The sequence below is a fragment of the Streptomyces sp. NPDC054770 genome, from assembly GCF_053611985.1.
In genome coordinates this window covers 41,399-67,224 of the sequence record NZ_JBSHBL010000023.1, presented here as the reverse complement: position 1 = coordinate 67,224, position 25,826 = coordinate 41,399, and the positions used below count along the sequence as shown (strand labels likewise).

The window sequence follows — 25,826 nt, the reverse complement described above, 5'->3', positions numbered from 1 at the left end:
GGCGGGGATGTCAGCTCGCGCGACTGGAAGGTGCAGCGGGACACCCCGCCGGAGTGCTTCCCCCTGGCCGATGGCCCGGTCCGCAGGGCAGGAGCCCGTTAGGCCCGTGAGGTTGAGACTCCCGATTCGAGCGTCATACGAGCGTCAAGAATCTCCGATCGAGACCTTGAAGGCGTCGCCGACGCAAGCGACTCCCTGATGAATTCGCAGTTCAGGCGGCCGCAAGGGGCAAGCCGGGCACTCGACCCGCTCCACGGAAGGAAACAGGTCGAACAACTACCCAAACCGCAAAACCGCAGGTCAGGCGCCTTTTACCACCGGCTCCAGAATCGCCACGCACTCCACGTGGTGCGTCATCGGAAACAGATCGAACGCCCGCAGTGTCCGCACCCGGTACCCCCCGTCCCGGAAGTACGCCAGGTCGCGGGCGAGGGCGGCCGGGTCGCAGGCCACGTAGGCGATTCTGCGGGCGTCAAGCGACGCCAGGTGTTCCACCGTCTTTCGGCCCGCGCCCGCGCGGGGCGGGTCGAGGACGATGAGGTCCACCTCCGTGATGCCCGTGCGCGGGAGGACCGACTCGACCTTGCCCTGCTCGACGCGGACCCGGGGGAAGTCGGCGAGGTTGTGGCGGGCGTCCTCCACCGCGCGCTTGCCGGACTCGATACCGAGGACCGCGCCCTTCTCGCCGAGGCGGTCGGCGAGGGCGCCGGCGAAGAGGCCGACGCCGCAGTAGAGGTCCAGCGCCATCTCGCCCTTGCGCGGGAGGAGGCCCTGCATGACCGCGGTCACCAGGGTGTCCGCCGCCTTCGGGTGGACCTGCCAGAAGCCGCCGCTGCCGACCCGGTGGGTGCGGCCGTCGGCGCGTTCGCGCACGAAGGCGCGGCCGTGGACACGGTGGATGCCCCCGTCGTGCTCGTCGACACGCATCACCGAGACGGGCCGGTCGAGTTCGACCAGGGGGAGGCGGGCGCCCGGGCGCGGTTCCAGGATGACCATGCGGTCCTGGGAGCCCGTCGCGGCGATCGCCTCCACCGCGGCCATGCCCGACCAGTCCCGCTCCTCGATGCCCAGTTCGCTGACGCCCGGCGCCGCGATCATGCAGTGCTCGATCGGCTCCACCTCGTGCGAGCGGTGCCGGCGCAGTCCCGCGTTGCCGTCGGCGTCGACGGCGTACTGCACCCGGGTCCGCCACTGCGGCACCTCGCCCGCCGGCAGCTTGTCGCCCTCGGCGGGCATCACCGTACCGTCCCAGCCGACGTCCTCGGGCGTGAGGCCCGCGAGCCGCTGCAGCTGTTCGGCGATCACCTCGCCCTTGAGGCGGCGCTGGGCACCCGGCTTGGCGTGCTGCCAGTCGCAGCCGCCGCAGCGGCCGGGACCGGCGTAGGGGCAGGGTGCCTCGACGCGGTCCTTGGACGCGTCCAGGATGTCCACCGCGTCCGCGCGCAGGAAGCGGGCTCCCTCCTCGCCCTCGGTCACCCGCGCCACGACCCGCTCGCCGGGCAGCGTGTGCCGGACGAACAGCACCTGGCCCTCGGCGGTCCTGGCGATGCAGTGCCCACCGTGCGCGACCGGGCCGACCTCGACCTCGTACTCCGTCCCCACCAGCGATTTCTTCGGTTCTGCCTGCATGGCGGGGTGACTCCAGATCAAGGGGGAGGAAAACGGCCCGGGCGCGGGCCGACGACAGCCCACCAGTCTACGTGCTCACCGAACCGACACCTGCCGTGCGGGCAGGAGCCGACGCCTGGCGGGCGGGCGCGAGCCGGTGCCTCCCCGTGCGGGCACGGGGAGGGGGGCGGGGCGGGCATCGAGGGGCCGAAGGGGGCGGACGTCCGTCCGCACGCCCACCGGCGCTCCCCCACCCCGTCAGCCCCCGCTGTGCTCCTTGGGCCGGTGCTCCGCCGGACCGCGGCGCACCGCGCCCGGGGCGTTCCACTCCTGCCGCTTGCGGGCCCGGTTCCGCGCCGCCTCGGAGGACACCAGCTGGTAGGGCACGGACGTCACCATCACACCGGGTGTGAACAGCAGCCGGCCCTTGAGCCGCAGCGCGCTCTGGTTGTGCAGGATGTGCTCGTACCAGTGGCCGACGACGTACTCCGGGATGATCACGGAGACCGCGTCACGCGGGGACTGGGCGCGCAGGCTCTTGACGTAGTCGATGATCGGCCGGGTGATCTCGCGGTACGGCGAGTCCAGGACCTTCAGCGGTACGTCTATCCCGCGTCGGTCCCACTCCTCGCGCAGCGCCTTCGTCTCGGCCGGGTCGACGTTGACGGTGAGCGCCTCCAGGGTGTCCGAGCGCATCAGCTTGGCGTAGGCCAGGGCGCGCAGGGTGGGGCGGTGGATCTTGGAGATGAGGACGACCGAGTGGACCCGGGACGGGCGGACCAGGTCGTCGTCCGGCTCCTCGGGGGCCGAGATCTCCTCGGAGACGCGGTCGTAGTGCTTACGGATCGCGGTCATCGTGGCGTAGAAGATGCACATGCCGAGCAGCGCCACCCAGGCGCCGTGGGTGAACTTCGTGACCAGGACGACGACCAGCACCAGGCCGGTGAAGAAGGCGCCGAAGGCGTTGATCGCGCGGGAGCGGAACATGTGGCTGCGCTTGGCCGGGTCCGTCTCGGTGGCCAGGTGGCGGTTCCAGTGCCGGACCATGCCGGTCTGGCTGAGCGTGAAGGACACGAACACGCCGACGATGTACAGCTGGATGAGGCGGGTCGAGTCGGCACCGTAGATGACCACCAGCAGGGCGGCGGCGCCGGCAAGGAGCACGATGCCGTTCGAGAAGGCCAGCCGGTCGCCGCGGGTGTGCAGCTGGCGCGGCAGGTAGCGGTCCTGGGCGAGGATCGAGCCGAGCAGCGGGAAGCCGTTGTACGCGGTGTTAGCGGCCAGGAAGAGGACGAGGGCGGTGGCCGCGGCGAGCACGACGAACAGGAAGCTGCCCTTGCCGAAGACGGCCTCGGCGACCTGGGAGATCACCGGGTTCTGGACGTAGCCGGAGCCGATCGCGACGCCGTTGTGGAGCAGGTCGGTGGCCGGGTTCTCGGCCATCCGGACCTTGGTGACCGCGGCGAGCGCGATGATGCCGCAGAACATCGTGACGGCCAGCAGGCCCATCATGGCCAGCGTGGTCGCCGCGTTCTTCGACTTCGGCTTGCGGAAGGCCGGGACGCCGTTGGAGATCGCCTCGACACCGGTGAGCGCGGCACAGCCGGAGGAGAAGGCGCGCAGGAGGAGGAAGACGAGAGCGAAGCCGGCCAGGCCCTGGTGCTCGGCCTTGATGTGGTACTCCGCGGTCGGGGCGCGCATCGTGTCCCCGAGGACCAGGCCCCGGAACGCACCCCACGCGATCATGATGAAGACGCCGCCGACGAACACGTACGTCGGGATCGCGAAGAGCTTGCCGGACTCCTTCACGCCGCGCAGGTTCATCAGGGTCAGCAGCACGATCACGGTGACCGCGCAGAAGACCTTGTGCTCGACCACGAAGGGGACCGCCGAGCCGAGGTTCTCGATGCCGGAGGCGATGGAGACGGCCACGGTCAGGACGTAGTCGACGAGCAGCGCGCTGGCGACGGTCAGGCCGGCCTTGGGGCCGAGGTTGGTGGTGGCGACCTCGTAGTCGCCGCCGCCGCTCGGGTAGGCGTGCACGTTCTGCCGGTAGGAGGCGACCACGGTGAACATCAGCACGACGACCGCGACGGCGATCCAGGGGCTGAAGTGGTACGCCGACACGCCCGCGATGGACAGGACCAGCAGGACCTCCCCCGGCGCGTAGGCGACGGAGGACAGCGGGTCGGAGGCGAAGACGGGGAGTGCGATGCGCTTCGGCAGGAGCGTTTCGCCCAGCCGGTCACTGCGCAGAGCGCGCCCGATCAGAATCCGTTTGGGCACGTCGGTCAGTTTGGACACGAGAGAGGATCGTAGGCCTTCCACCTGGCAGGACTCCAGCCGCAGTACCGGATCTGCCTCCCGAGTGAAAAAGGTGACGGATGGAACTGCGGATTCCGCAGCCTACGTCCGATCCGTGCCTAGATGACAGACCCCGCCCGTCTTCGCACTTCGGAGGTCCCATGCCCGCGACCGCAGAGCTGATCGGTGCCATGCTCGCCCTCGTCGGCCTCGGAATCCTCACCGCCTGGAGCGTGCGCAGCATCACTCGGCGATGAGCCTCGCACAGGGGTGCCCGGCCGGGACGGTGCGTGTGTAGCTTGGGCCTCGGTCTGAGACCCTGATGTGGCTGAGCAGTAACTTTTGGACACCGGAAGGACGGTCGTGCACATCGTCATCATGGGCTGCGGCAGAGTGGGCTCCGCTCTCGCCCAGACCCTGGAGCAACAGGGGCACACGGTCGCCGTGATCGACCAGGACCCCACCGCCTTCCGCAGGCTGGGCCCCGGATTCGGCGGCCGCCGGGTGACCGGAGTCGGCTTCGACCAGGACACCCTGCGCGAGGCGGGCATCGAGGAGGCCGGCGCCTTCGCCGCCGTCTCCAGCGGCGACAACTCGAACATCATCTCCGCGCGGGTCGCCCGCGAGATGTTCGGGGTGGAGAACGTCGCGGCCCGGATCTACGACCCCCGGCGCGCCGAGGTCTACCAGCGTCTGGGCATCCCGACCGTCGCCACGGTCCGCTGGACCGCGGACCAGATGCTGCGCCGGCTGCTGCCCTCGGGCGCCGAGCCGCTGTGGCGCGACCCCACCGGCGGGGTCCAGCTGGCCGAGGTGCACGCCTCCCCGAAGTGGGTCGGCCACAAGATCAGCAAGCTCCAGGAGGAGACCGGTGTCCGGGTCGCGTTCCTGACCCGGCTGGGCGAGGCGATGCTGCCCACCTCGCAGACGGTCCTCCAGGAGGGCGACCTGGTGCACGTGATGATGCGGACGGACGACGTGGACAAGGTCGAAGGCGCCTTCGCCGAGGGTCCGGAAGAGGAGGGCGGTCACTGATGAGGGTCGCCATTGCCGGGGCCGGTGCCGTCGGCCGCTCCATCGCGGGCGAGCTGCTGGAGAACGGCCACGAGGTCCTGCTGATCGACAAGGCCCCGACCGCCATCTCGGTGGAGCGGGTCCCGCAGGCGGAGTGGCTGCTGGCCGACGCCTGTGAGATCACCTCCCTCGACGAGGCGGCGCTGCAGCGCTGCAACGTCGTGATCGCCGCGACCGGCGACGACAAGGTGAACCTGGTCGTCTCGCTGCTCGCGAAGACGGAGTACGGGGTTCCGCGCGTCGTCGCCCGGGTCAACAACCCCAAGAACGAGTGGCTGTTCAACGAGTCCTGGGGCGTGGACGTCGCCGTCTCGACGCCTCGCCTGATGTCGGCCCTGGTGGAGGAGGCGGTGTCGGTCGGCGACCTGGTCCGCCTGCTGCGCTTCAGCCACGGCGACGCGAACCTGGTCGAGCTGACGCTGCCCGAGGAGTCGGCGCTGGCCGGCACCCAGGTCGGCGACGTGGAGTGGCCCGAGGACACCTCGCTGGTCACGATCATCCGCGGTACCCGGGTGCTGACCCCCTCCCGCGAGGACTCTCTGGAGGCGGGCGACGAGCTCCTCTTCGTCGCGGCCCAGGCCCGTGAGGAGCAGCTGGAGGACCTGCTGTCGGTCCGGCGGGAAGACAGCTGACGTACACGCGAAGAAGGGCGCCCTCCGCTGCGGAGGGCGCCCTTCTTCCGTACCGGTCCACCGGTCTACTTGCGGTGGCGTCCGCCCGAGGCCGCCTCACCGCTCTCCGCGGCCTGCGGCTGCGGCTGCGGCTGCGGCTGCGCCAGCGCCGCCTTGCGCTCCTCCTCGGCCTTCTCCGCCGCCTCCATCTCCGCGAAGACGTCGATCGGCGCCGGCGCCTTCGCCAGGAAGACCCAGGTGAGCCAGACCGCGAGCAGGAACGGCGGGATCTTCAGCGCGACGAGCACCCAGCCGAGCTGGGCCGTGTTGGCCCACCAGTACAGCGGGAAGAGGATCGCGCACTTGGCGAGCAGGATCAGGCCCCAGGCCCAGCTGGCCTTGGCGTACGCCTTCTTGCGGCCGGGGTTGCGGGTGCGCCAGGAGAGGTTCTCCTTGAAGACCGGGCCGAGGATCAGGCCGATCAGCGGGACCCCGCACAGGGTCGTGACGATGTACGCCAGTGCCAGGCCCAGCGTGTAGAGCATGCCGGGGAGGTAGAAGTCCTTGGCGTTGCCGGTCATCATCGCGAAGACGACGCCGAAGGCGACGCCGAAGACCCCGCTGAAGGCGTGCTTGACGGTGTCCCGCATGGCGAGGCGGACCACGACCAGCACCACGGACACCGCCAGGGCGGCGATGGCCGACCAGTGCAGGTCCTTGTTGATGGTGAAGATCGTGACGAAGAGCAGGCCGGGCAGGACCGTCTCGACCATGCCCCGGACACCGCCGAACGCCTCGAAGAGCGCTGCCTCGGTCACCGCCCGCGCGTCCTGCGCCCCGGCGTCCTCCGTCTGCGTGTCTTCGGTCGGCTTGTCGAGCGACGTCACCGGCTACTCCCTACCGAGGGGTCTCAGTTCGTACTTGGGGTTGAAAAGCACCCGGCGGCCCCGGCTCAGCGAGATCCGGCCCGATGCGATCAGCCTGCGCCCCGGTTCTATGCCCACGATGGAACGCCTGCCGAGCCACACCACGTCCAGCGCGGCGGAGCCGTCGAACAGCTCGGCCTCCAGGGCCGGGACTCCGGCGCGCGGCCGCAGGGTGACCGTGCGCAAGGTACCAGTAACCGTGACGATCTGCCGGTCGTGGCAGTCGCCGATCCGGATGCAGCCCGCGGTGTCGGCGTCCTCGCGCAGCTCCTCCGACTCCAGGTCCTCCTGGGACGAGGAGAGCCGGTCGAGCATGCGCCGGAACCGGCCGGCCGGCTTTTCGGAACGAGGAACAGCACTCATGTCTGAAGGGTACCGGGGCACACCGACAGCTCCGTAGTCCAGCTCACTTCGCGACCCGCCTCACTTTTCGAACCGCCTGAACCGCCTGAACCGGCCGAACCGGTTGATCCGGTTGATCCGGTTGATCCGGCTCACTTCTCGAACCGGTACCCCATTCCCGGCTCCGTAATGAAGTGCTTCGGGTGCGACGGGTCGGCCTCCAGCTTCCGGCGCAGCTGTGCCATGTACACGCGCAGGTAGTTGGTCTCCGTCCCGTACGACGGCCCCCACACCTCCTGGAGCAGCTGCTTCTGGCTGACCAGCCGGCCGGTGTTGCGGACCAGCACCTCAAGGAGGTGCCACTCGGTCGGGGTGAGCCGGACGTCCCGGCCGGCCCGGTTGACCTTCTTCGCGGCGAGGTCGACGGTGAACCCCTCGGTCTCCACCAGGACGTCGTCCTCGCCGCCCCCGGCGACGGGCTCGGCACGGCGTACGGCGGCCCGCAGCCGGGCCAGCAGCTCGTCCATGCCGAAGGGCTTGGTGACGTAGTCGTCGGCGCCCGCGTCGAGCGCCTCGACCTTCTCGTCGGAGGTGTGGCGGGCGGAGAGGACCAGGATCGGCACCCGGGTCCAGCCGCGCAGCCCCCTGATCACCTCGACGCCGTCCATGTCGGGCAGGCCGAGGTCGAGGACGATCACGTCGGGGTGGCGGGAGGCGGCCAGTTCGAGGGCGGTACGGCCGTCGGGGGCCGCGTCGACCTCGTACTTGCGTGCCTTGAGGTTGATCACGAGGGCGCGCACGATCTGCGGCTCGTCGTCGACCACGAGCACACGCGTGGGGGTCTGGGGGGCACCCCCAGTCGGGCTCAGCATGAGGCCTGCCTTTCCGGTTCTGCTGCGGGTGCCGCTGCCAAGGTGGTGACCGATCCTGCCGGGCGGAGGCTGAGGACCATGGTGAGCCCGCCCCCGGGCGTGTCCTCGGCGTTGAGGGTGCCGCCCATCGCCTCCGCGAAGCCCCGGGCGACCGCGAGCCCGAGTCCGACCCCGGCACCGCGCGGAGCGTCACCGTAGCGCTGGAAGGGCTCGAATATGCGTTCCTTGGCCTCGTCGGGCACGCCGGGCCCGCGGTCCACGATCCGTACCTCGACGCGGTCGGCGATGGCGCTGGCGGAGACCAGGACGGGCCGGTCGGGCGGGCTGTACTTGACGGCGTTCTCGACCAGGTTGGCCACCGAGCGCTCCAGGAGCCCGGCGTCGGCCTCGACCATCGGCAGGCTCTCGGGGACGTCCAGGTCCACGCTGCCGTCCGGTACGCCGACCAGCGCCATCGGGACCACCTCGTCGAGGTCGGTCTCGCGGACGATCGGGGTGACGGTGCCGGTCTGGAGGCGGGACATGTCGAGGAGGTTGCCGACGAGGTGGTCCAGCCGGTCGGCGCCCTCCTCGATGCCTTCGAGGAGCTCGGCCCGGTCCTCCTCGGACCAGTCCACGTCGTCCGAGCGCAGCGACGACACCGCCGCCTTGATCCCGGCCAGCGGGGTGCGCAGATCGTGGCTGACGGCGGCCAGCAGGGCCGTCCGGATCCGGTTGCCCTCGGCCAGCGCGCGGGCCTGGTCGGCCTCCTCCTGGAGGCGCCTGCGGTCCAGTACGACGGCGGCCTGGGCGGCGAAGGCGGCGAGCACCCGGCGGTCCTCGGCGGGCAGCACCCGGCCGGTCAGCGCGAGGGCCATGTGGTCGCCCACCGGCATGTCGACGTCGGCGTCCTCGGGGCGCTCCAGGGCGGGCCCGAACCCGGCGCGGCCCGCGCAGGTCCACGGCTCGACGTCGCCGGCCCGCTCCAGGAGGGCGGCGGACTCCATGCCGAAGGTCTCCCGGACCCGTTCGAGCAGCTCCTCCAGGCTGGTCTCACCGCGCAGCACGTTGCCGGCCAGGAAGGAGAGGATCTCCGACTCGGCGCGCAGCCGGGCCGCCTGGTGGGTGCGGCGGGCCGCGAGGTCCACCACCGAGGCGACGGACAGCGCGACCCCGAAGAAGATCACGATGGCCACGATGTTCTTCGGGTCGGCGATGGTCAGCCGGTGCAGGGGCGGGGTGTAGAAGTAGTTCAGCAGCAGTGACCCGAAGGCCGCCGAGGCCAGCGCCGGGAAGAGCCCGCCGAGCAGCGCGGCCGCGACCGTCAGGGTCAGGAAGAGCAGCATGTCGTTGGCGAGGCCGAGGTCGACGGTGTTGAGCAGCACCGCCATGACGGCCGGGCCGACCAGGCCGACCAGCCAGCCCGCGAGGATCCGGCCCCGCCCGAGCCGGGTGCCCCGGGCCACCGGCAGTCCGCGGCCCTTGGCGGCCTCTTCGTGGGTGACGATGTGGACGTCCAGGTCGGGCCCCGACTCGCGGGCGACCGTGGCGCCGACGCCGGGTCCGAGGACGTACTGCCAGGCCTTGCGGCGCGAGGAGCCGAGCACGATCTGGGTGGCGTTGACGCCGCGCGCGAAGTCGAGCAGGGCCGCGGGGATGTCGTCGCCGACGACGTGGTGGAAGGTGCCGCCGAGGTCCTCGACGAGGGTGCGCTGGACGGCGAGTTCCTTCGGCGAGGCCGAGGTCAGGCCGTCGCTGCGGGAGATGTAGACGGCGAGCACCTCGCCGCCGGCGCCCTTCTCGGCGAGCCGCGCGGCCCGCCGGATCAGGGTCCGCCCCTCGGGCCCGCCGGTGAGCCCGACGACGATCCGCTCGCGCGAGCCCCAGATCGCCGAGACCCGGTGCTCGCTGCGGTACTGCTTCAGGTACTCGTCGACCCGGTCGGCCACCCACAGCAGGGCGAGTTCGCGCAGGGCGGTGAGGTTGCCCGGCCGGAAGTAGTTGGACAAGGCCGCGTCGACCTTGTCCGACTGGTAGATGTTGCCGTGCGCCATGCGCCGGCGCAGCGCCTGGGGCGACATGTCGACCAGCTCGATCTGGTCCGCGCGCCGTACCACCTCGTCGGGCACGGTCTCGCGCTGGCGCACACCCGTGATGGACTCGACCACGTCGCCGAGCGATTCCAGGTGCTGGATGTTGACGGTGGAGACGACGTCGATGCCGGCGGCCAGCAGTTCCTCGACGTCCTGCCAGCGCTTGGCGTTGCGGGAGCCGGGGATGTTGGTGTGGGCGAGTTCGTCCACCAGGGCGACGGCGGGGGTCCGGTCCAGTACGGCGTCCACGTCCATCTCCGTGAACACGGCGCCCCGGTACTCCAGCTCCTTGCGCGGGACCTGCTCCAGGCCGTGCAGCATCACCTCGGTGCGCTGCCGGTCGTGGTGCTCGACGAAGGCGACCACGCAGTCGGTGCCGCGCTCGACGCGCCGGTGCGCCTCGGAGAGCATGGCGTAGGTCTTGCCCACGCCCGGTGCCGCACCGAGATAGATCCGAAGCTTGCCGCGTGCCATGGTCCTATTGTCTTCCTGCAACTGCCGCCTACGCAGCGTCGACCTTACGGCCAACAATCCGGGCGAACAGGACAGGGAACCCGGCGGCGGGCATCTTTGACGCAACCCTGACGGGCGCCGGTGCCGCGGCTCCGGCGCCCGTCACCGTGCGCTCAGTTGGGGTTGTCGCCGTGGGTGAGGGTCTCCCAGGCGACGAAGAGGTTGTTGCTGCCCGCGGGGCGGTTGTCCAGGGTGAGCGTCTGGGTGTTGGTCATGGCGATGCCCAGGCGGTTGTGGAGAGCGTTGTAGCCGACCTCGGTGACGGGCCCGAGCCCGAGGTTCAGGGAGCCGCCGCAGAGCCAGCTGGGGACGGCGGTGCCCAGCTGGTACTTGGCCTGGAACCCGAGCGCCTGCCGCAGCCGCTCGCCGACGTCCGTGCCGTACAGGTCCTGGCCCTGGATCCGGCTGGTCTCGGCGACGTGCGAGATCGCGGAGATGCCGTACCCGGTGTGCGTGAAGTCCCGGCAGGTCTCCTGGGTGAGGCCGGTGACGAAGGTGGACTGGCCCTGCCAGTAGGAGACGATCTTGGCGGTGGTGTCCAGGTTCTGGCTGGGCACGGTCTTCGGCACCGACCCGTCGGAGGCCAGGTAGACGTAGGCGGCCGTGCGGGTGCGGAACTTGGCCATGGCCGTGTCGTACGACGTCTTGTCCTCCAGGAAGACGGAGATGCCGACGGCGGCCTCCATCATCGTCAGCTCCCAGTTGCCGTTGGAGTTGGAGCCCTTGATGACGGTGGGGAGGTAGACGTTGCGCAGCATGGTGGCGAACCGGGCCTCGTTCGCCCAGGTGCCGGTGTACGTGTACCTGATGATCTCGGCGGCCTTGGGCCAGGAGGAACCCGCCCAGCCGGTCTGGAGCGGCGCGTTGCTGTTGGTGTGGCTGGTGAGCGTGGCCGACCAGGCGTCCATGATCTGGATGGCCTTCTGGGCGTAGCGGGCGTCCTTGGTGATGTACCAGGCGACAGCGTCGGTGTAGGCGGCGATCGCGTCCTCGCGCTCGTCGGTGCAGCCGTAGTTCGGGTCCGAGTACGGTCCGCACTCGACCGTCGCCCGGGGCGCGGGCGTGCGGTTCAGGTCGGCGTACTTGCTCGCCATCATCTGGTCGTAGGCCGCCTTCCAGGGCTGGGCGCCGGCCAGCACCTCGGTGCGGGCGAAGTCCAGCTGGGCCTTGGAGACGGTGACTCCGGGGTGCACGAAGGTGCTGGGGGCGGAGTGGGCGGCGGGGGCCGTGAAGGCGCCCAGCAGCAGGGCTCCCACGGCCGCGAGCAGGGGGATGCGACGCACAGCGACTCCGTTCGTACGTTCTCGTATGTGAACATGGAGCGCCTCTGTGAACGTAGGCGTTGATCCGAGACCGTAGGTACGGACCAGGCTTCCGTCAAGGTGTGAAGTAAGCAGGAGCCATTCACACCGGAACACCGGGCATGTGAAAGGGCCGCACCCCGGGTGCGGGGTACGGCCCTCGTCGCCTGCCTGTTCTGCTACCGGACCTCGGTGATCTCCGGTCCGCGCTGGAGCTGGCCCATGCCGCCGGAGAAGCGCGAGGACTCCTCCTGCTGAACGCCCTCGGGGACCATCTGGGCGTCGTTGGGCAGCTTCAGGACGATCGGGTCGCGGGGCGCCATCGGGCCCTCGCCGCGGACCACGACGGTGTCCCGGAAGATCTGCTCCAGGAGCCCGGCCGCCTGCGGCTGCACCGCGCCCTGCCCGGAGATCACACCGCGCAGGAACCAGCGCGGGCCGTCCACGCCGACGAACCTGACGACCTGGAAGCCGCCCGTGCCGTCCGGCAGCTGCACCGGCACCTGGGCGCGCAGCTCCCAGCCCAGCGGACCCTCGACCTCGTCGACGATGCCGCCCTGCTGGGTGATGCCGGTCGCGATCTCCTCGCGGACCTCGCCCCAGATGCCCTCGCGCTTGGGCGCGGCGAAGGCCTGCAACTGGACGGCGCTGTCGCGGAGCACGACGGTCGCCGCGACGATCGCGTCGCCCGCGACCTCGACCCGCAGCTCCATGCCGTCCACGCCGGGCACGAACAGACCGCCCAGGTCCACCCGGCCCTCGCCGGGCTCGCGCACCTCGGTGTCGTCCCACGGCCCGTCGGGCCGGGGCTCCGGCTCCAGACGAACGCGCTCGCGCTCGCCCTCTTCCTCGTCCGCCTCGGTGTCGACGCTGTCGACGACCTGCTCGGCCTCGCCGGCCGCATCCTCGGCGGCACCCTTCTTCTTGCGACGTCCGAACACGTCACTGTCCTTCCCGGTCGGATACGACCGAAGCGTATCGATTCCCACCCGTCCGACCGCCCTCGGCGGCCTGACCGCTTGTGCCGCTCACGTCGCCCACCGCGGCATGACCGCCGGTGGACCCGAAGCCCCCCTCGGCCCGCGCCGAGTCGGGAAGTTCCGCCACCTCATGGAAGCGGACCCTCTCGACCTGCTGGACGACCAGTTGGGCGATCCGGTCGAAGCGCTCGAACCGCACGGCCTCGCGCGGGTCGAGATTCACCACGATCACCTTGATCTCCCCACGGTACCCGGCATCAATCGTCCCCGGGGCATTCACGAGGGCCACACCGCACCGGGCGGCGAGCCCCGAACGAGGGTGCACGAAGGCCGCGTACCCCTCCGGGAGGGCGATCGACACTCCCGTGGGCAGTACGGCCCGTTCCCCGGGCTTCAGCTCGCACGCCTCGGTGGTACGCAGGTCGGCTCCCGCGTCGCCGGGATGCTCGTACGCCGGAAGCGGTACGCCGGGGTCGACGCGGCGGACGAGTACGCCGAGCGGGCTCGCCGTACCGGCCGCGGGCAGGGGGTTCGCGGAGTTCACGGATTCACCTCGAAGGCGCGGGTGCGCCGGGCCTGGTCCGGGTCCTTCATGGCGGCCTGGATCTCTTCCTGGCGGCCGTTGTCGACGAAGTGCTCGACCGGGACCTCGATGAAGAGGGCGTCCGCGCGGACGGCGACGGGCCCCGCGGGGCCGTCCATGCGTCCGGTGGCGGTCGAGTAGATCTTCCGGCCGGCCACGGCGACCACCTCGGCCGCCAGGTGGAGTGTGGTACCGACCGGCACGGGCCGCACGAAGTCGGTCTCCAGCCTGCCCGTCACGGCGATCTTCCGCAGCAGCCAGTTGAGCGAGCCCAGCGTCTCGTCCAGGGCGGTGGCGAGCACCCCGCCGTGCGCGAGGCCCGGGGCGCCCTGGTGGGCGGGGCGCACGGTGAACTCGGCGGTGAGGGAGACACCCTCCCCGGCCCGCGCCTCCAGGTGCAGCCCGTGGGACTGCTCATGGCCACACCCGAAACAGTGTTCGTAGTGTGCACCGAGGAGCTCACCGGGCGCGGGCGCGTCGGGGTGCCGCTCCGGTTTCCGGGCACTGGCGGGGGGCTGAAGAGCTGCGGAACTACCACTCACAGCCGCAGACCTTACCCGCGCGTCCAGTGAATCCGGACACCGTGCCAAGCTTGGCTCCATGCAGCTCTCCGCGACCCCGTACGAAGAACGCCTGACCGCCCCCCGGTCGTGGTGGTTCCTCAGCTTCCTGATCGGCGTCTCGTTCGCCTTGGTCATGCTGCCGTTCGGCACCCTGCCGATGCTGGGCGGCCTGGTCGGCGGCACCGCGGCGGCAGCGGTGGTGGCCAGTTCGTACGGCTCCCCGCGCATCCGGGTCGTGGGCGACTCGCTGATCGCGGGCGAGGCGAAGATCCCGGTGTCGGCCCTGGGCTCGTCGGAGATCCTGGACCCGGAGGAGGCGCGCGCCTGGCGCACGTACAAGGCCGACGTCCGCGCCTTCCTCCTGCTGCGCTCCTACATCCCGGGGGCCCTGCGCGTGGAGGTCACGGACCCGCAGGACCCGACGCCGTACCTGTACCTGTCGACGCGGGAACCGGAAGCCCTGGCGGCCGCCATCGAGGCGGCGAAGAGCCAGCAGGCGTAGCGAGCCAGGGGGCGTAGGCGGGCCCGGCAGCCGCCCGCCCGGGCCGTCCGGGGCCGTCTGCGGGGTTCTCCGGGGCCGGAGCCGTCGACCGACGCCTCCCGGGGTCTCTGAGCCGTCTGACGACTCGTGCCGTGGTTCGTGGGTCGCTCGCACCGCCAAGGTCGGCCGCCCGCCGGGCCCGGCTCTCCACAGCTCGGCCTTCTCCCGGCCGCTGCTCTCTCCACGCCGCCGCTCCGCCCCGGCCGCCGGTCTCTCTCCCGCACGCCGCTACGGGGCTCGGCCACGACGGTCGGGTCCGGCGGTGCCGGCCACGCGCGCGGCGGCCGCGCGGCCGTCAGCCGCCGAAGTCCTCCGGCAACTCCGCGATCGGCAGCGGCTCCGCCGGCTTCTCCAGCGGCGGCAGCTCCGGCAGTTCCTCCCACGGCACCTGGATCTTTCTCAGGTCCGCCCGGATCCGCGCCGCGAGTTTTCTGGTGTCCCGGCGGTTCATGACCGCACCCACCGCGGCGCCCACCATGAACGGCATCAGGTTGGGCAGATCCCGCACCATCCGCTTCATGATCTGCTGGCGCAGCTCGCGCTTCATGTGGCCCCCGAGGGCCGTGTTGATCGTCGACGGCTTCATCACGTCGATCCCGCGCTCCCCCGACCAGGAGGACAGATACGCGGTGCTGCGGGCCTTCAGGTTCCCCGGCGGCCGCACGCCGTAGACCTCGTGGAGCTCGGCGATCAGCTTCAGCTCGATCGCCGCGACCCCGGTGATCTCCGCGGCCAGCTCGGTCGGCATGGCCGGCGGCACCGGCAGCATCGCCGCCGCCCCGACACCGGCTCCGACCGCCGAGGTCGCGCCGGCCGCGCCCGCCACCAGCTTGTCGGCGAGCTGCTCGGGCCCGAGACCCGGGAACTGCCGGCGCAGGGCCGCGAGGTCACGTACGGGGACACGCGGGGCGATCTCGATGATCCGGTCCGCCAGGTACCCCAGCCCCGCTTTCGCCCGGCTGCCGCCCTTACGGGCGCCTTCCCGGGCCATGTCCACGGCCTTGTCCCGGATGGCCGCGGCCCGTCGCCTGGCGACGGGCGCGGGCCGGTCCGCCGGCGCCGGGAGGTCACCCCGGTCGACCGCCGGTTCGAGCGAGGCTCCCGGATCGGATGAGCCCCGCTCGTCGTCACGCGCACGTGGGCCGTCGGACGGCCCCGAGTCCGCTCCCCGCAAGGGGAAGCGGCGCTTCCGAGGTGGGGTCGAGCCAGTCATGCCCGACCCGTCCTCAGTCGCAGTCGCGGCAGATCGGCTGACCGTTCTTCTCCCGGGCCAGCTGGCTGCGGTGGTGCACCAGGAAGCAGCTCATGCAGGTGAACTCGTCCTGCTGCTTGGGCAGCACCCGGACGGCCAACTCCTCGTTCGAGAGGTCCGCGCCGGGCAGCTCCAGGCCTTCGGCGGCCTCGAACTCGTCTACGTCCACGGAGGACGTGGACTTGTCGTTCCGCCTGGCCTTCAGCTCTTCAAGGCTGTCCGAGTCGACGTCATCGTCGGTCTTGCGTGGAGTGTCGTAATCGGTTGCCATGTCGCTCTCCCCCTCTGGGTGTCTGCGGTGTCTCCAGCGCACGTAACGCGTGAGAGGCCGGACTTGTGCCCGACCCGAGGCGGAGATTTTGCCTCACATCAAGGTCTGTTACTCAATCGACACCCAACCGGACCCCTCAAGAGCGATCAGGTTGAATGGCGATGGGGACCGTACACGGTCCTGTTGAGGCACTTCAAAGGCGCCTCACCCTGTACTTCCCGTGATCAAGACCCCTGAAAACAGGGATTTTCCCGGCTTTATTCCCCCGGCCATGATCACGGAGAGTATATGGCCGGAAATCCGTGCTTGTGATCGATCACACACAGGGGAATGTGCCGCGCCGCTGGAAAATTCAGCGCAAAGCGAACATCCCCCGCGTGTGTCGCGATCTTGTAACAGCGTCAGACCGGCAGCGTGACGCGCATCACGAGCCCACCGCCCTCCCGGGGCTGGGCCGCGATGTGCCCGCCGTGCGCCCGGGCCACCGACCGCACGATGGAAAGGCCGAGGCCCACACCCTTGTCGCTGCCCGTGCGCTCGGTACGGAGCCGTCGGAACGGCTCGAAAAGGTTGTCGATCTCGTACGCCGGGACCACCGGCCCGGTGTTCGCGACGTACAGCACCGCCTGGCCGTGCTGGATCTCCGTGTTGACTTCCACCCAGCCGTCCTCCGGCACGTTGTAGCGCACCGCGTTCTGCACCAGGTTCAGGGCGATCCGCTCCAGCAGCACGCCGTTGCCCTGGACCACCGCGGGTTTGCGCACACCCCGGATGGTCACGCCCTTGGCCTCCGCCTCGGCGTGCACCTGGTCGACGGCCTGGGAGGCCACCTCGGCCAGGTCGACCGGCTTGCGCTCGACGATCTGGTTGTCGCTGCGGGCGAGCAGCAGCAGGCCCTCCACCAGCTGCTCGCTGCGCTCGTTGGTGGCCAGCAGGGTCTTGCCGAGCTGTTGCAGCTCCACGGGCGCGCCCGGGTCCGAGAGGTGCACCTCCAGGAGCGTGCGGTTGATCGCCAGGGGCGTTCGCAGTTCGTGCGAGGCGTTGCCGACGAAGCGCTGCTGGGCGGTGAAGGCCCGCTGGAGCCGCTCCAGCATGTCGTCGAAGGTGTCCGCGAGCTCCTTGAGCTCGTCGTCCGGGCCGTCCAGCTCGATCCGGCGGGACAGGTCCGAGCCGGCCACCGCGCGGGCGGTGCGGGTGATCCGGCCGAGCGGGGACAGCACCCGGCCGGCCATCGCGTAGCCGAACGCGAAGGCGATCACGGCCAGGCCCAGCAGGGCGAGGAGCGAGCGGCTGAGCAGGTTGTCCAGGGCCGCCTGGCGCTGGTGGTCCACGCACTGGGCGATCGCGTTGTTGAAGTCCGACAGCGACACGGAGTTGGCCGTGGCGGCCATGTTGATCGCGGGGCAGTTGTCGCTGGAGACCTGCAGCTTGTCGTAGTTGACGATCTTGAACAGCGGCTGGTTGCCGGTGCTGATCGCCTGGGCGGCGAGCAGGTAGATGATCGACAGCAGCAGGATGCCGGCGATCAGGAACATGCCGCCGTACAGCAGGGTGAGCCGTATGCGGATGGTCGGGCGCAGCCACGGGAGGACCGGCTGCTGCCTTCGGGGGTCCCAGGTGGGCTTGGGGGGTGCCTGCGGGGGCGCGGGAGTGGTGGCCACGGTCATCAGATCCGGTAACCCGAGCCGGGGACGGTGACGATCACCGGGGGCTCGCCCAGCTTGCGGCGCAGGGTCATCACGGTCACCCGCACGACGTTGGTGAAGGGGTCGGTGTTCTCGTCCCACGCCTTCTCCAGGAGCTGCTCGGCGCTGACCACCGCACCCTCGCTGCGCATCAGCACCTCCAGGACGGCGAACTCCTTGGGCGCGAGCTGGACCTCCTTGCCGTCGCGGAAGACCTCGCGGCGGTTCGGGTCGAGCTTGATGCCGGCGCGCTCCAGGACGGGCGGCAGCGGCACGCTGGTGCGGCGGCCGAGGGCACGCACGCGTGCGATGAGCTCGCTGAACGCGAAGGGCTTGGGGAGGTAGTCGTCGGCGCCGATCTCCAGGCCCTCGACGCGGTCGCTGACGTCACCGGACGCGGTCAGCATCAGCACGCGGGTGGGCATGCCGAGTTCTACGATCCGGCGGCAGACGTCGTCGCCGTGCACCAGGGGGAGGTCGCGGTCGAGGACGACCACGTCGTAGTCGTTGACGCCGATGCGCTCCAGGGCGGCCGCGCCGTCGTACACGACGTCGACGGCCATGGCCTCCCGGCGCAGTCCGGTGGCCACCGCATCGGCGAGCAGTTGCTCGTCCTCGACGACGAGTACGCGCACGTCGCTTGTCCTTCCTCTGTCCACTCGCGTAGCGCGCAGCGGCGCACACGGGCAGGGGGCTCCATGGGGTGTGTGACCTCCATCCTGCCCTTTTCGGCCATAAGTCGGCAGTAAGACAGGGGGCCCGGCAGCGGGATCGGAGGCGGCCGGGCGGGAATGCGGGATTTTCTCCTGCGGTTGAGGTTTCCACGGAGGGGAGCGGGGGGAGGACGGCAGGTACACCCCGCGATCACGCTCTGCATGTGCCGCAGCACCATGCGGTACGTACACCGCCGCTACAGCAGAGTGGACGATGGGGGTGTCCAGGCACCGTCGCCGCCCAGCGGGGCAGCGCTGGGCACCCGCGAGAGCTGTGATCGCCCCTTCCGAACGGCACACCCCCGTGCCACCGACCCACGACCCAGGACGAGGGGGCGCAGCATGGACGCTTTCACGACGGGACTTCTACAGCGCATAAAGGCGACCGAGTCCGACATCACCCGGGCTCGTGACGAGGGTGACGACTTCCTCGTCGAAGTGGAACAGGCCGAGCTCGACGACCTGCGCCGCCTCGCCGCCGAACACGGTGTGGAAGTCGGCGCGACCAGCGTCTGACAGTCCCGCAGCACAGCACCACGAGAACAGGGCCCCGGCGAATCCAGCGCCGGGGCCCTGCTCGTACCTGATCCTTTCCCCCCGCAACAGCGTTCGATTCCTACCGACCGCCAGGACACGAGACCTTTTTCACGAGAGCACACCGGCCGCCCGGGGCGACGTCACCCAAACTCCCGGGCAAGGGCGCTCGGGCTCTCCGAGAAGAGCGCCGGGACTCCCGAGCAAGGGCACTCAAAGCTCGCGGGTATGGGTACTGGGAGCTCGCGGGCACGGGCACTGGGAGCTCGCGGGCACGGGCACTGGGAGCTCGCGGGTATGGGTACTGGGAGCTTCCGGGCAAGGGGACACCGGCCTCGCGGGCATGGGCGCTCGGAGCTCCCGGTCACGGCGACACCGGCCTCGCGGGCATGGGCGCTCGGGGCTCCCGGCCAGGGGGAGCACCGACCTCGCGGGCAAGAGCACTCAAGACTCCCGGGCAACGGGGCACCGACCTCGCGCCCGGCATTCAGAGCCCTTGCTACGCCGGCACCTGAAATCTTTTCCCGCCGCCACGGCGCCTGGCCACGACGGCGGTGTCCGGCGGTGCCCGCCGACCCCGTCGGTCACCCCCTGCCGACTCCCCCGCTACCGAAGCGGGCTCGCCCGCCGCCGATCGGTTCCTCCGCCGCAACGGCGCTCGGCCGCCACACCAGTGCCCAACGGTGCCCGGCTACCCCAGCCTCCCCACCGTCGCCCTTCCCGCCGCCGCCACGGCGCTCGGCCACGGCGACGGTCTTCGGCGGTGCCTTCGCTCCCTCGGCCCCGGCGTGCGGCGGGCTTCAGTCGTGCCACGCTCCGAAGTCCTCCAGGAGGCGCTGGAGGGGCTCGAAGACGCCGGGGGTGCCGGCGACCGTCAGGTCGCGGGAGAGGGGCTCTCCGGGGCGGCCACCGGTGCGGGCGCCGGCCTCGCGGGCGATCAGGTCCCCCGCTCCCCAGTCCCACGCGTTCAGCCCGCGCTCGTAGTACCCGTCCAGCCGGCCGCAGGCCACGTCGCACAGGTCGACCGCCGCCGACCCGCTGCGCCGGATGTCGCGGAGCAGCGGGATCAGCCGGGCGGCGACCTCGGCCTGGTGGGTGCGGACGGCGGAGACGTAGTTGAACCCGGTCGACACCAGCGCCTGGTCCAGCGGCGGCGCCGGGCGGCAGCGCAACTCCCGCTCGCCCTCCCACGCCCCGGTCCCCCAGGCCCCGCCGCCGCGTACCGCGTGGTACGTCTCGCCGCGCATCGGGGCCGCCACGACCCCGACCACGGTCTCCCCGTCCTGCTCGGCGGCGATGGAGACCGCCCAGGTCGGCAGCCCGTACAGGTAGTTGACCGTGCCGTCGAGCGGGTCGATCACCCAGCGGACGCCGCTCGTGCCCGGAGTCGACGCACCCTCCTCGCCGAGGAAGCCGTCGTCGGGGCGGTGACCGGCGATCAGGTCGGTGATCAGCTTCTCCGCCGCGATGTCCATCTCGGTCACGACGTCGATCGGGCTGGACTTGGTCCGGGCCACGGCGAGGTCGGCCGGGCGGCCGTCCCGCAGCAGCTCGCCCGCGCGGGCGGCCGCCTCCCGGGCGAGCTTCAGGAGGTCGGTGTGCAGGGCGTCGGTCACGGTGCTCCTCACGCGTAGGGGCTGTCGGCGCCCGCGGCGGCCGGGCGGGCAGCACGGGCCGGGCAGCAGCCGACGGGGCAGAGGTTGTGGCTCGCGCCGAGCGCGCCCAGGGCGCACGGCGTGACCGCCCGCCCGCTCTCCACGGCCGCGCGCTCCAGGACGAGGTCGCGGATCGCGGCGGCGAACCGCGGGTCGTCCCCTACGGTCGCGGACCGCCGTACCGGCAGACCCAGCTCCTCGGCCTTGGCCGCGGCCTCCGTGTCGAGGTCGTAGAGGACCTCCATGTGGTCGGAGACGAAGCCGATGGGGGCCATGACGACGGCCGGGACCCCGGCGCCGTGCAGCGCCTCCAGGTGGTCGCAGATGTCGGGCTCCAGCCACGGGATCTGCGGGGCGCCGGAGCGGGACTGGTAGACGAGCCGCCAGGGGTGGTCGATGCCGGTGCGCTCGCGGACCGCGTCGGCGATCAGCTGGGCCACGTCCAGATGCTCCTCGACGTACGCGCCACCCTCGCCGTGCGTCTCGACCGGGCCGGAGGTGTCGGCCGAGGCGGTCGGGATGGAGTGGGTGGTGAACGCGAGGTGGGCGCCCGCGCGGACGTCCTCGGGAAGGTCGGCGAGGGACTCCAGCACCCCGTCGATCATCGGGTCGAGGAAGCCGGGGTGGTTGAAGTAGTGCCGCAGCTTGTCGATCTTCGGGAGTTCGAGGCCCTCGGCCGCCAGCGCGGCCAGCGAGTCCGCGAGGTTCTCGCGGTACTGGCGGCAGCCCGAGTAGGAGGCGTAGGCGCTGGTGGCGAGCACCAGGATGCGGCGGCGGCCGTCGGCGACCATCTCGCGCAGGGTGTCCGTCAGGTACGGCGCCCAGTTGCGGTTGCCCCAGTAGATCGGCAGGTCCAGGCCGTGCTCGGCGAAGTCCTTGCGCAGGGCGTCCAGCAGGGCGCGGTTCTGGTCGTTGATCGGGCTGACCCCGCCGAACAGGAAGTAGTGCTGCCCGACCTCCTTGAGACGTTCGGTCGGGATACCGCGCCCGCGCGTCACGTTCTCCAGGAACGGGACCACGTCGTCCGGGCCTTCCGGGCCGCCGAAGGAGAGCAGGAGCAGGGCGTCGTAGGGGGTGGCATCGAGCGCGTCTGACATGTGCCGATCCTGCCACCCGGCGCTGACGGCCCGGAAACAGGAGCGTGAAGAGTCGGATTCGGGAGGTTTATCCCGGGTGCCGAGCGGGTGCAACACGGCGGCCTCACTCGTAAGCTGTATCAGCCGCAATCGCGCCTTACCTCGTACATCAGTCGGAGACCCCCGTGCCCAGCCCCTATCGCGCCCTGTTCGCCGCCCCCGGCAGCAAGGGCTTCTCCGCCGCGGGCTTCGTCGGCCGGATGCCGCTGTCCATGATGGGCATCGGCGTGGTCACGATGATCTCCCAGCTCAGCGGACGGTACGGGCTCGCGGGCGCGCTGTCGGCCACCATCGCGCTGTCCGCCGCGGCGATCGGGCCGCAGGTGTCCCGGCTGGTCGACCAGTACGGCCAGCGCCGCGTCCTGCGCCCCGCGACCCTGCTCGCGCTGGTGGCCGCGGCCGGGCTGCTGCTCGCCGCGCACTACGGGTGGCCGGACTGGGTGCTGTTCGTGTGCGCCGCCGGGATCGGCGCGGTGCCGAGCCTGGGCGCGATGATCCGGGCCCGCTGGGCCGCCCTCTACCGGGGCACCCCGCAACTGCACACCGCCTACTCGTTCGAGTCCGTCGTCGACGAGGTGTGCTTCATCTTCGGGCCGATCCTCTCCATCGGCCTGTCCACGACCTGGTTCCCGGAGGCGGGGCCGCTGCTGGCCGCCGGTTTCCTCGCGGCCGGCGTCCTCTGGCTGACCGCCCAGCGGGCCACCGAGCCCGAGCCGCATCCGCGCGGACACCACGGCGGAGGTTCGGCGCTGCGCGCGCCCGGTCTCCAGGTGCTGGTGGCGACCTTCGTGGCCACCGGAGCGATCTTCGGGGCGGTCGACGTGGTGACCGTCGCCTTCGCCGACGAACGCGGCCACAAGGGCGCCTCCAGCATCGTCCTGGCGTTGTACGCGGCGGGTTCCTGCGTGGCCGGAGCGGTCTTCGGGCTCATGCGGTTCGGGGGGAAGCCGGAACGCAGGTGGCTGCTGGGCATATGTGCGATGGCCGTGAGTATGATCCCCCTCCTACTGGTCGGAAACTTGCCGCTTCTGGCCGTGGCGCTGTTCGTTGCGGGCCTGTCCATCGCACCGACGATGATCACGACGATGTCCCTCATCGAAAAGCACGTACCTCGCGCGAAACTCACCGAGGGGATGACCTGGGTGAGCACCGGCCTGGCGGTCGGGGTGGCGCTCGGCTCCTCGGTCGCCGGCTGGGTGATCGACGCGGCCGGCGCCCGTGCGGGGTACGGGGTTCCGGCCGTTGCCGGGGCCGTCGCGGTCGCGGTCGGTTTCCTCGGGTACCGCCGGCTCAGCAGGCCGGTCACGGGTCGGGGAGGCACCGTTGAGCAGTACAGCGAGCGGGAAGAGCGGCACGTGGCGTAACTGGGGAGGGAATGTCACCGTCCGCCCCGCGCGGGAGGTCACGCCCGCCTCCGTGGACGAGCTGGCGGCGGCCGTTCGGCAGGCGGCGGAGGACGGCCTGAAGGTGAAGGCGGTCGGCAGCGGCCACTCCTTCACCGCGATCGCCGCGACCGACGGCGTCTCGATCCGCCCTCAGCTGTTGACGGGCATCCGCAACATCGACCGCAAGGCCATGACCGTCACGGTCGAGGCCGGCACCCCGCTCAAGAGGCTCAATGTGGCCCTGGCCCGCGAGGGCCTGTCGCTGACCAACATGGGCGACATCATGGAGCAGACGGTCTCCGGGGCCACCAGCACCGGCACCCACGGCACCGGACGCGAGTCGGCCTCGCTCGCCGCACAGATCAGGGAACTCGAACTGGTCACCGCCGACGGCTCGGTGCTCACCTGCTCGGAGAAGGAGAACCCGGAGGTCTTCGCGGCCGCGCGGGTCGGCCTGGGCGCCCTGGGCATCGTCACCGCGATCACCTTCGCGGTGGAACCGGTCTTCCTCCTCACGGCCCGTGAGGAACCGATGACCTTCGATCGGGTGTTGTCCGAGTTCGACCAACACAGCACGGAGAACGAGCACTTCGAGTTCTACTGGTTCCCGCACACCGCGTCGGCCAACACCAAGCGCAACAACCGCAGCGCCGGACCGGCCCAGCCGGTCGGACAGTTGTCCGGCTGGTTCGACGACGAGTTCGTCGCCAACGGCCTGTGGCAGGCGGTGAACATGGTCGGCCGCGCGGTGCCCGCGACCATTCCGTCCATCGCCCGGATATCCACCCGGGCCTGGTCCGCACGGACCTACACGGACATCCCCTACAAGGTCTTCACCTCGCCCCGCCGGGTGCGGTTCGTGGAGATGGAGTACGCCGTCCCGCGCGCGGCCCTGGTGGACACGCTGCGGGAACTCAAGGCCATGGTCGACCGTTCGGACCTCAGGATCAGCTACCCGGTCGAGGTCCGCACCGCCCCCGCCGACGACATCGCGCTGTCCACCGCGTCCGCCCGGGACAGCGCGTACATCGCCGTGCACATGTTCCGGGGCACGCCGTACCAGGCGTACTTCACCGCCGCCGAGCGCATCTTCACCGCGCACGAGGGCCGCCCGCACTGGGGCAAGGTGCACACCCGGGACGCGGAGTACTTCGCCGGGGTGTACCCGCGCTTCGGCGAGTTCACGGCGCTGCGCGACCGGCTCGACCCGGACCGGCTGTTCCAGAACGACTACCTGCGTCGGGTGCTGGGCCAGTAGCCGGGGAGCCGCCCGCCTCCGAACTCCCCCTCGCCCCCTCCCCGCACCGGCCCGGTTCCCCGAACCGGGCCTTTCGCGCATTCCCAACCCTGCACACCCTTCCCGCACTTGTTCGATCGACGGGGCAGAAAAGGGACGTACGCACGAAACCATTAGTTCCGTTTCTGCGTATTGCGTGAAGTACGCCACGTTCAAGATCGCCCGAGACGGGCAAACAACGGGCGAGAAGCGGTTGTTGCCAGAAGTTGGGCGGCGCGCCAACCCACGCACGTGGCCCGAATGGAGTACTGTTTCGAGCCCTGGGTCCGGTCTCCCACCAGGGTGCCCGAGGCCTTGCAGGACCGCCGGGAGGGGGCTAGTTGCACAGGGTGACGGAGTTGGTCACTTAGCGTTGCGAATAGGTAACCGTGCCATAACGGCGGCGTAGGGCCCATGCCCGACACGCCGGGCAACTCGGCAAGGTTGTGGCAGGCTGCACCCGGGCAGGCCACACTCGACTAGCGGAAGCAGCGACGCACGTGACGTCGGCAGGCACCACCCGGGAGGTCCCCATGCCCGAACTGCGTGTCGTGGCCGTCTCCAATGACGGCACACGGCTGGTGCTCAAGGCTGCCGACTCTACGGAGTACACCCTTCCGATCGACGAACGGCTCCGTGCCGCCGTACGCGGCGACCGGCCCCGGCTCGGCCAGATCGAGATCGAGGTCGAGAGCCATCTCCGGCCCCGAGACATCCAGGCGCGGATACGGGCGGGTGCGACGGCGGAAGAGGTCGCACAGCTCGCCGGGATCCCCGTCGACCGGGTGCGGCGCTTCGAGGGTCCGGTACTGGCCGAGCGCGCCTTCATGGCCGAGCGGGCCCGCAAGACGCCCGTCCGCCGGCCCGGAGAGAACTCCGGACCATTGCTCGGCGAGGCCGTGCAGGAGCGGCTCGTGCTGCGCGGTGCCGACAAGGACACCGTGCAGTGGGACTCCTGGCGCCGCGACGACGGCACCTGGGAAGTCCTGCTCGTCTACCTGGTCGCGGGCGAACCGCACTCGGCGAGCTGGACCTACGACCCGCCCCGGCGGCTCGTCCAGGCGGTCGACGACGAGGCGCGCTCGCTGATCGGCGAGTCCGACGACCTCGCCGTGCCGGAGCCCAGCTTTCCGTTCGTGCCGCGCATCGCGCGACTGCCGCGCGATCGGCCGCTGGACCGTTCCGCCGACCGGGACCGCGAGCGGCCGAGCCTGCCCGCGCAGTCGTCCGAACCGGCCGAGGAGAGCGCCGGCGAGCGGGACTCGCTGACCAGCCTGCTGGAGGCGGTGCCGAGCTTCCGGGGCGACATGGTGGTCCCGGAGCGCCCTGCCGAGGTCCCGGAGGAGCCGCCCGCCCCGGAACCGGCGGAGGAGGAGCCCCCGGCCCCGGCGGCCTCGGCCGGCTCCGCCTACGCGGACGTCCTCATGCCCCGCTCCGTCGGCAGCCACCGCGACCGGCTGATCGGCGCCACCGACCGCCAGGCCGAGGCCGACGGCGTCCGGCCCGGCCGCCGGGCCGCCGTGCCGAGCTGGGACGAGATCGTCTTCGGGACGCGGCGCAAGAAGCAGGAGTAGCAGGAGCAGCAGGAGCAAGAGGCCGAAGCAGGCACAGGAATGAGGGGCACACTGC

Annotated in this window: 23 protein-coding genes; 7 read left to right on the top strand and 16 right to left on the bottom strand. The window is 71.0% G+C overall.

Translation table 11 applies throughout. The features are described from left to right. Positions 1-300: 300 nt before the first annotated feature. Both ACWGKQ_RS21460 and ACWGKQ_RS21455 read right to left on the bottom strand, forming a co-directional pair. Entirely contained in the window at positions 301-1,629 is a 1,329-nt protein-coding gene (locus ACWGKQ_RS21460) for a class I SAM-dependent RNA methyltransferase (protein WP_453293524.1), read from the bottom strand. A gap of 237 nt (positions 1,630-1,866) precedes the next feature. Next, the gene (locus tag ACWGKQ_RS21455; RefSeq protein ID WP_453293523.1) at positions 1,867-3,912 is read right to left on the bottom strand and encodes an APC family permease; all 2,046 of its coding nucleotides are present in this window, start codon (positions 3,910-3,912) and stop codon (positions 1,867-1,869) included. Between the two features lie 363 nt (positions 3,913-4,275). On the opposite strand from ACWGKQ_RS21455, the gene ACWGKQ_RS21450 reads away from it, so the two are divergent. Next, complete coding sequence (locus ACWGKQ_RS21450; RefSeq protein WP_453293522.1) at positions 4,276-4,947, top strand: potassium channel family protein; 672 nt, start codon at positions 4,276-4,278, stop codon at positions 4,945-4,947. Continuing rightward, positions 4,947-5,618, top strand: a complete 672-nt coding sequence (locus ACWGKQ_RS21445) for a potassium channel family protein (protein WP_089104281.1) — start codon at positions 4,947-4,949, stop codon at positions 5,616-5,618. Before ACWGKQ_RS21450 ends, ACWGKQ_RS21445 begins: the two co-directional genes overlap by 1 nt. Before the next feature lie 65 nt (positions 5,619-5,683). Here the strand turns inward: ACWGKQ_RS21445 and ACWGKQ_RS21440 are convergent, their stop codons facing one another. From ACWGKQ_RS21440 to ACWGKQ_RS21405, 8 genes are all read right to left on the bottom strand, one after another. Next, positions 5,684-6,484 (bottom strand): DUF3159 domain-containing protein, encoded by an 801-nt coding sequence (locus tag ACWGKQ_RS21440; protein ID WP_453293521.1) that lies wholly within the window; start codon positions 6,482-6,484, stop codon positions 5,684-5,686. 3 nt (positions 6,485-6,487) lie between these two features. Continuing rightward, complete coding sequence (locus ACWGKQ_RS21435; RefSeq protein ID WP_093498625.1) at positions 6,488-6,886, bottom strand: OB-fold nucleic acid binding domain-containing protein; 399 nt, start codon at positions 6,884-6,886, stop codon at positions 6,488-6,490. 131 nt (positions 6,887-7,017) lie between these two features. Next, positions 7,018-7,737 (bottom strand): response regulator, encoded by a 720-nt coding sequence (locus ACWGKQ_RS21430; protein ID WP_189262387.1) that lies wholly within the window; start codon positions 7,735-7,737, stop codon positions 7,018-7,020. Beyond that, positions 7,731-10,283: an ATP-binding protein gene (locus ACWGKQ_RS21425; protein ID WP_453293520.1), complete on the bottom strand. Its 2,553-nt coding sequence runs from the start codon at positions 10,281-10,283 to the stop codon at positions 7,731-7,733. Before ACWGKQ_RS21425 ends, ACWGKQ_RS21430 begins: the two co-directional genes overlap by 7 nt. A 152-nt stretch (positions 10,284-10,435) precedes the next feature. Continuing rightward, complete coding sequence (locus ACWGKQ_RS21420) at positions 10,436-11,605, bottom strand: alginate lyase family protein (RefSeq protein WP_453293519.1); 1,170 nt, start codon at positions 11,603-11,605, stop codon at positions 10,436-10,438. A 197-nt stretch (positions 11,606-11,802) separates the two neighbouring features. Continuing rightward, positions 11,803-12,564 carry a DUF3710 domain-containing protein gene (locus ACWGKQ_RS21415; protein WP_384049557.1) on the bottom strand — a complete coding sequence of 254 codons (762 nt, stop codon included), beginning with the start codon at positions 12,562-12,564 and terminating at the stop codon, positions 11,803-11,805. Position 12,565: 1 nt separating this feature from the next. Continuing rightward, positions 12,566-13,147, bottom strand: a complete 582-nt coding sequence (gene dut / locus ACWGKQ_RS21410) for a dUTP diphosphatase (RefSeq protein ID WP_453293518.1) — start codon at positions 13,145-13,147, stop codon at positions 12,566-12,568. Continuing rightward, positions 13,144-13,728, bottom strand: coding sequence for a PaaI family thioesterase (locus ACWGKQ_RS21405; RefSeq protein ID WP_453293517.1), 585 nt, complete (start codon positions 13,726-13,728; stop codon positions 13,144-13,146). Before ACWGKQ_RS21405 ends, dut begins: the two co-directional genes overlap by 4 nt. A gap of 58 nt (positions 13,729-13,786) precedes the next feature. Here ACWGKQ_RS21405 and ACWGKQ_RS21400 point away from each other — a divergent pair, with 58 nt between their 5' ends. Further along, positions 13,787-14,251: a DUF3093 domain-containing protein gene (locus tag ACWGKQ_RS21400; RefSeq protein WP_453293516.1), complete on the top strand. Its 465-nt coding sequence runs from the start codon at positions 13,787-13,789 to the stop codon at positions 14,249-14,251. 334 nt (positions 14,252-14,585) lie between these two features. Here the strand turns inward: ACWGKQ_RS21400 and ACWGKQ_RS21395 are convergent, their stop codons facing one another. The 4 genes from ACWGKQ_RS21395 to ACWGKQ_RS21380 all read right to left on the bottom strand — a co-directional run bounded on the left by ACWGKQ_RS21395 (position 14,586) and on the right by ACWGKQ_RS21380 (position 18,133). After that, positions 14,586-15,503: a hypothetical protein gene (locus ACWGKQ_RS21395; RefSeq protein ID WP_453293515.1), complete on the bottom strand. Its 918-nt coding sequence runs from the start codon at positions 15,501-15,503 to the stop codon at positions 14,586-14,588. Between the two features lie 13 nt (positions 15,504-15,516). After that, positions 15,517-15,813: a DUF4193 domain-containing protein gene (locus ACWGKQ_RS21390; protein WP_003997302.1), complete on the bottom strand. Its 297-nt coding sequence runs from the start codon at positions 15,811-15,813 to the stop codon at positions 15,517-15,519. A 401-nt stretch (positions 15,814-16,214) separates the two neighbouring features. Continuing rightward, positions 16,215-17,474: a sensor histidine kinase gene (locus ACWGKQ_RS21385; RefSeq protein WP_453293514.1), complete on the bottom strand. Its 1,260-nt coding sequence runs from the start codon at positions 17,472-17,474 to the stop codon at positions 16,215-16,217. 5 nt (positions 17,475-17,479) lie between these two features. Continuing rightward, on the bottom strand, positions 17,480-18,133 hold the full coding sequence (locus tag ACWGKQ_RS21380; protein WP_007387794.1) for a response regulator transcription factor: 654 nt from the start codon (positions 18,131-18,133) through the stop codon (positions 17,480-17,482). A gap of 420 nt (positions 18,134-18,553) precedes the next feature. Here ACWGKQ_RS21380 and ACWGKQ_RS21375 point away from each other — a divergent pair, with 420 nt between their 5' ends. Next, entirely contained in the window at positions 18,554-18,727 is a 174-nt protein-coding gene (locus tag ACWGKQ_RS21375; RefSeq protein ID WP_165939545.1) for a hypothetical protein, read from the top strand. Positions 18,728-19,545: 818 nt separating this feature from the next. Here the strand turns inward: ACWGKQ_RS21375 and ACWGKQ_RS21370 are convergent. Together ACWGKQ_RS21370 and ACWGKQ_RS21365 are read right to left on the bottom strand one after the other, a co-directional pair. After that, positions 19,546-20,361, bottom strand: a complete 816-nt coding sequence (locus ACWGKQ_RS21370) for an inositol monophosphatase family protein (protein WP_453293513.1) — start codon at positions 20,359-20,361, stop codon at positions 19,546-19,548. A gap of 8 nt (positions 20,362-20,369) precedes the next feature. Beyond that, a complete protein-coding gene (locus ACWGKQ_RS21365) occupies positions 20,370-21,497 on the bottom strand; it encodes a ferrochelatase (RefSeq protein ID WP_453293512.1) in 1,128 nt (375 codons plus the stop codon). Between the two features lie 164 nt (positions 21,498-21,661). On the opposite strand from ACWGKQ_RS21365, the gene ACWGKQ_RS21360 reads away from it, so the two are divergent. The 3 genes from ACWGKQ_RS21360 (at position 21,662) to sepH (ending at position 25,771) form a co-directional block, all read left to right on the top strand. After that, complete coding sequence (locus ACWGKQ_RS21360) at positions 21,662-22,900, top strand: MFS transporter (RefSeq protein ID WP_453293511.1); 1,239 nt, start codon at positions 21,662-21,664, stop codon at positions 22,898-22,900. Further along, on the top strand, positions 22,860-24,179 hold the full coding sequence (locus ACWGKQ_RS21355; RefSeq protein ID WP_453293510.1) for a D-arabinono-1,4-lactone oxidase: 1,320 nt from the start codon (positions 22,860-22,862) through the stop codon (positions 24,177-24,179). The genes ACWGKQ_RS21360 and ACWGKQ_RS21355 overlap by 41 nt, the downstream gene beginning before the upstream one ends. A gap of 551 nt (positions 24,180-24,730) precedes the next feature. Then, positions 24,731-25,771 (top strand): septation protein SepH, encoded by a 1,041-nt coding sequence (gene sepH / locus ACWGKQ_RS21350; protein WP_453293509.1) that lies wholly within the window; start codon positions 24,731-24,733, stop codon positions 25,769-25,771. Positions 25,772-25,826 lie beyond the last annotated feature (55 nt).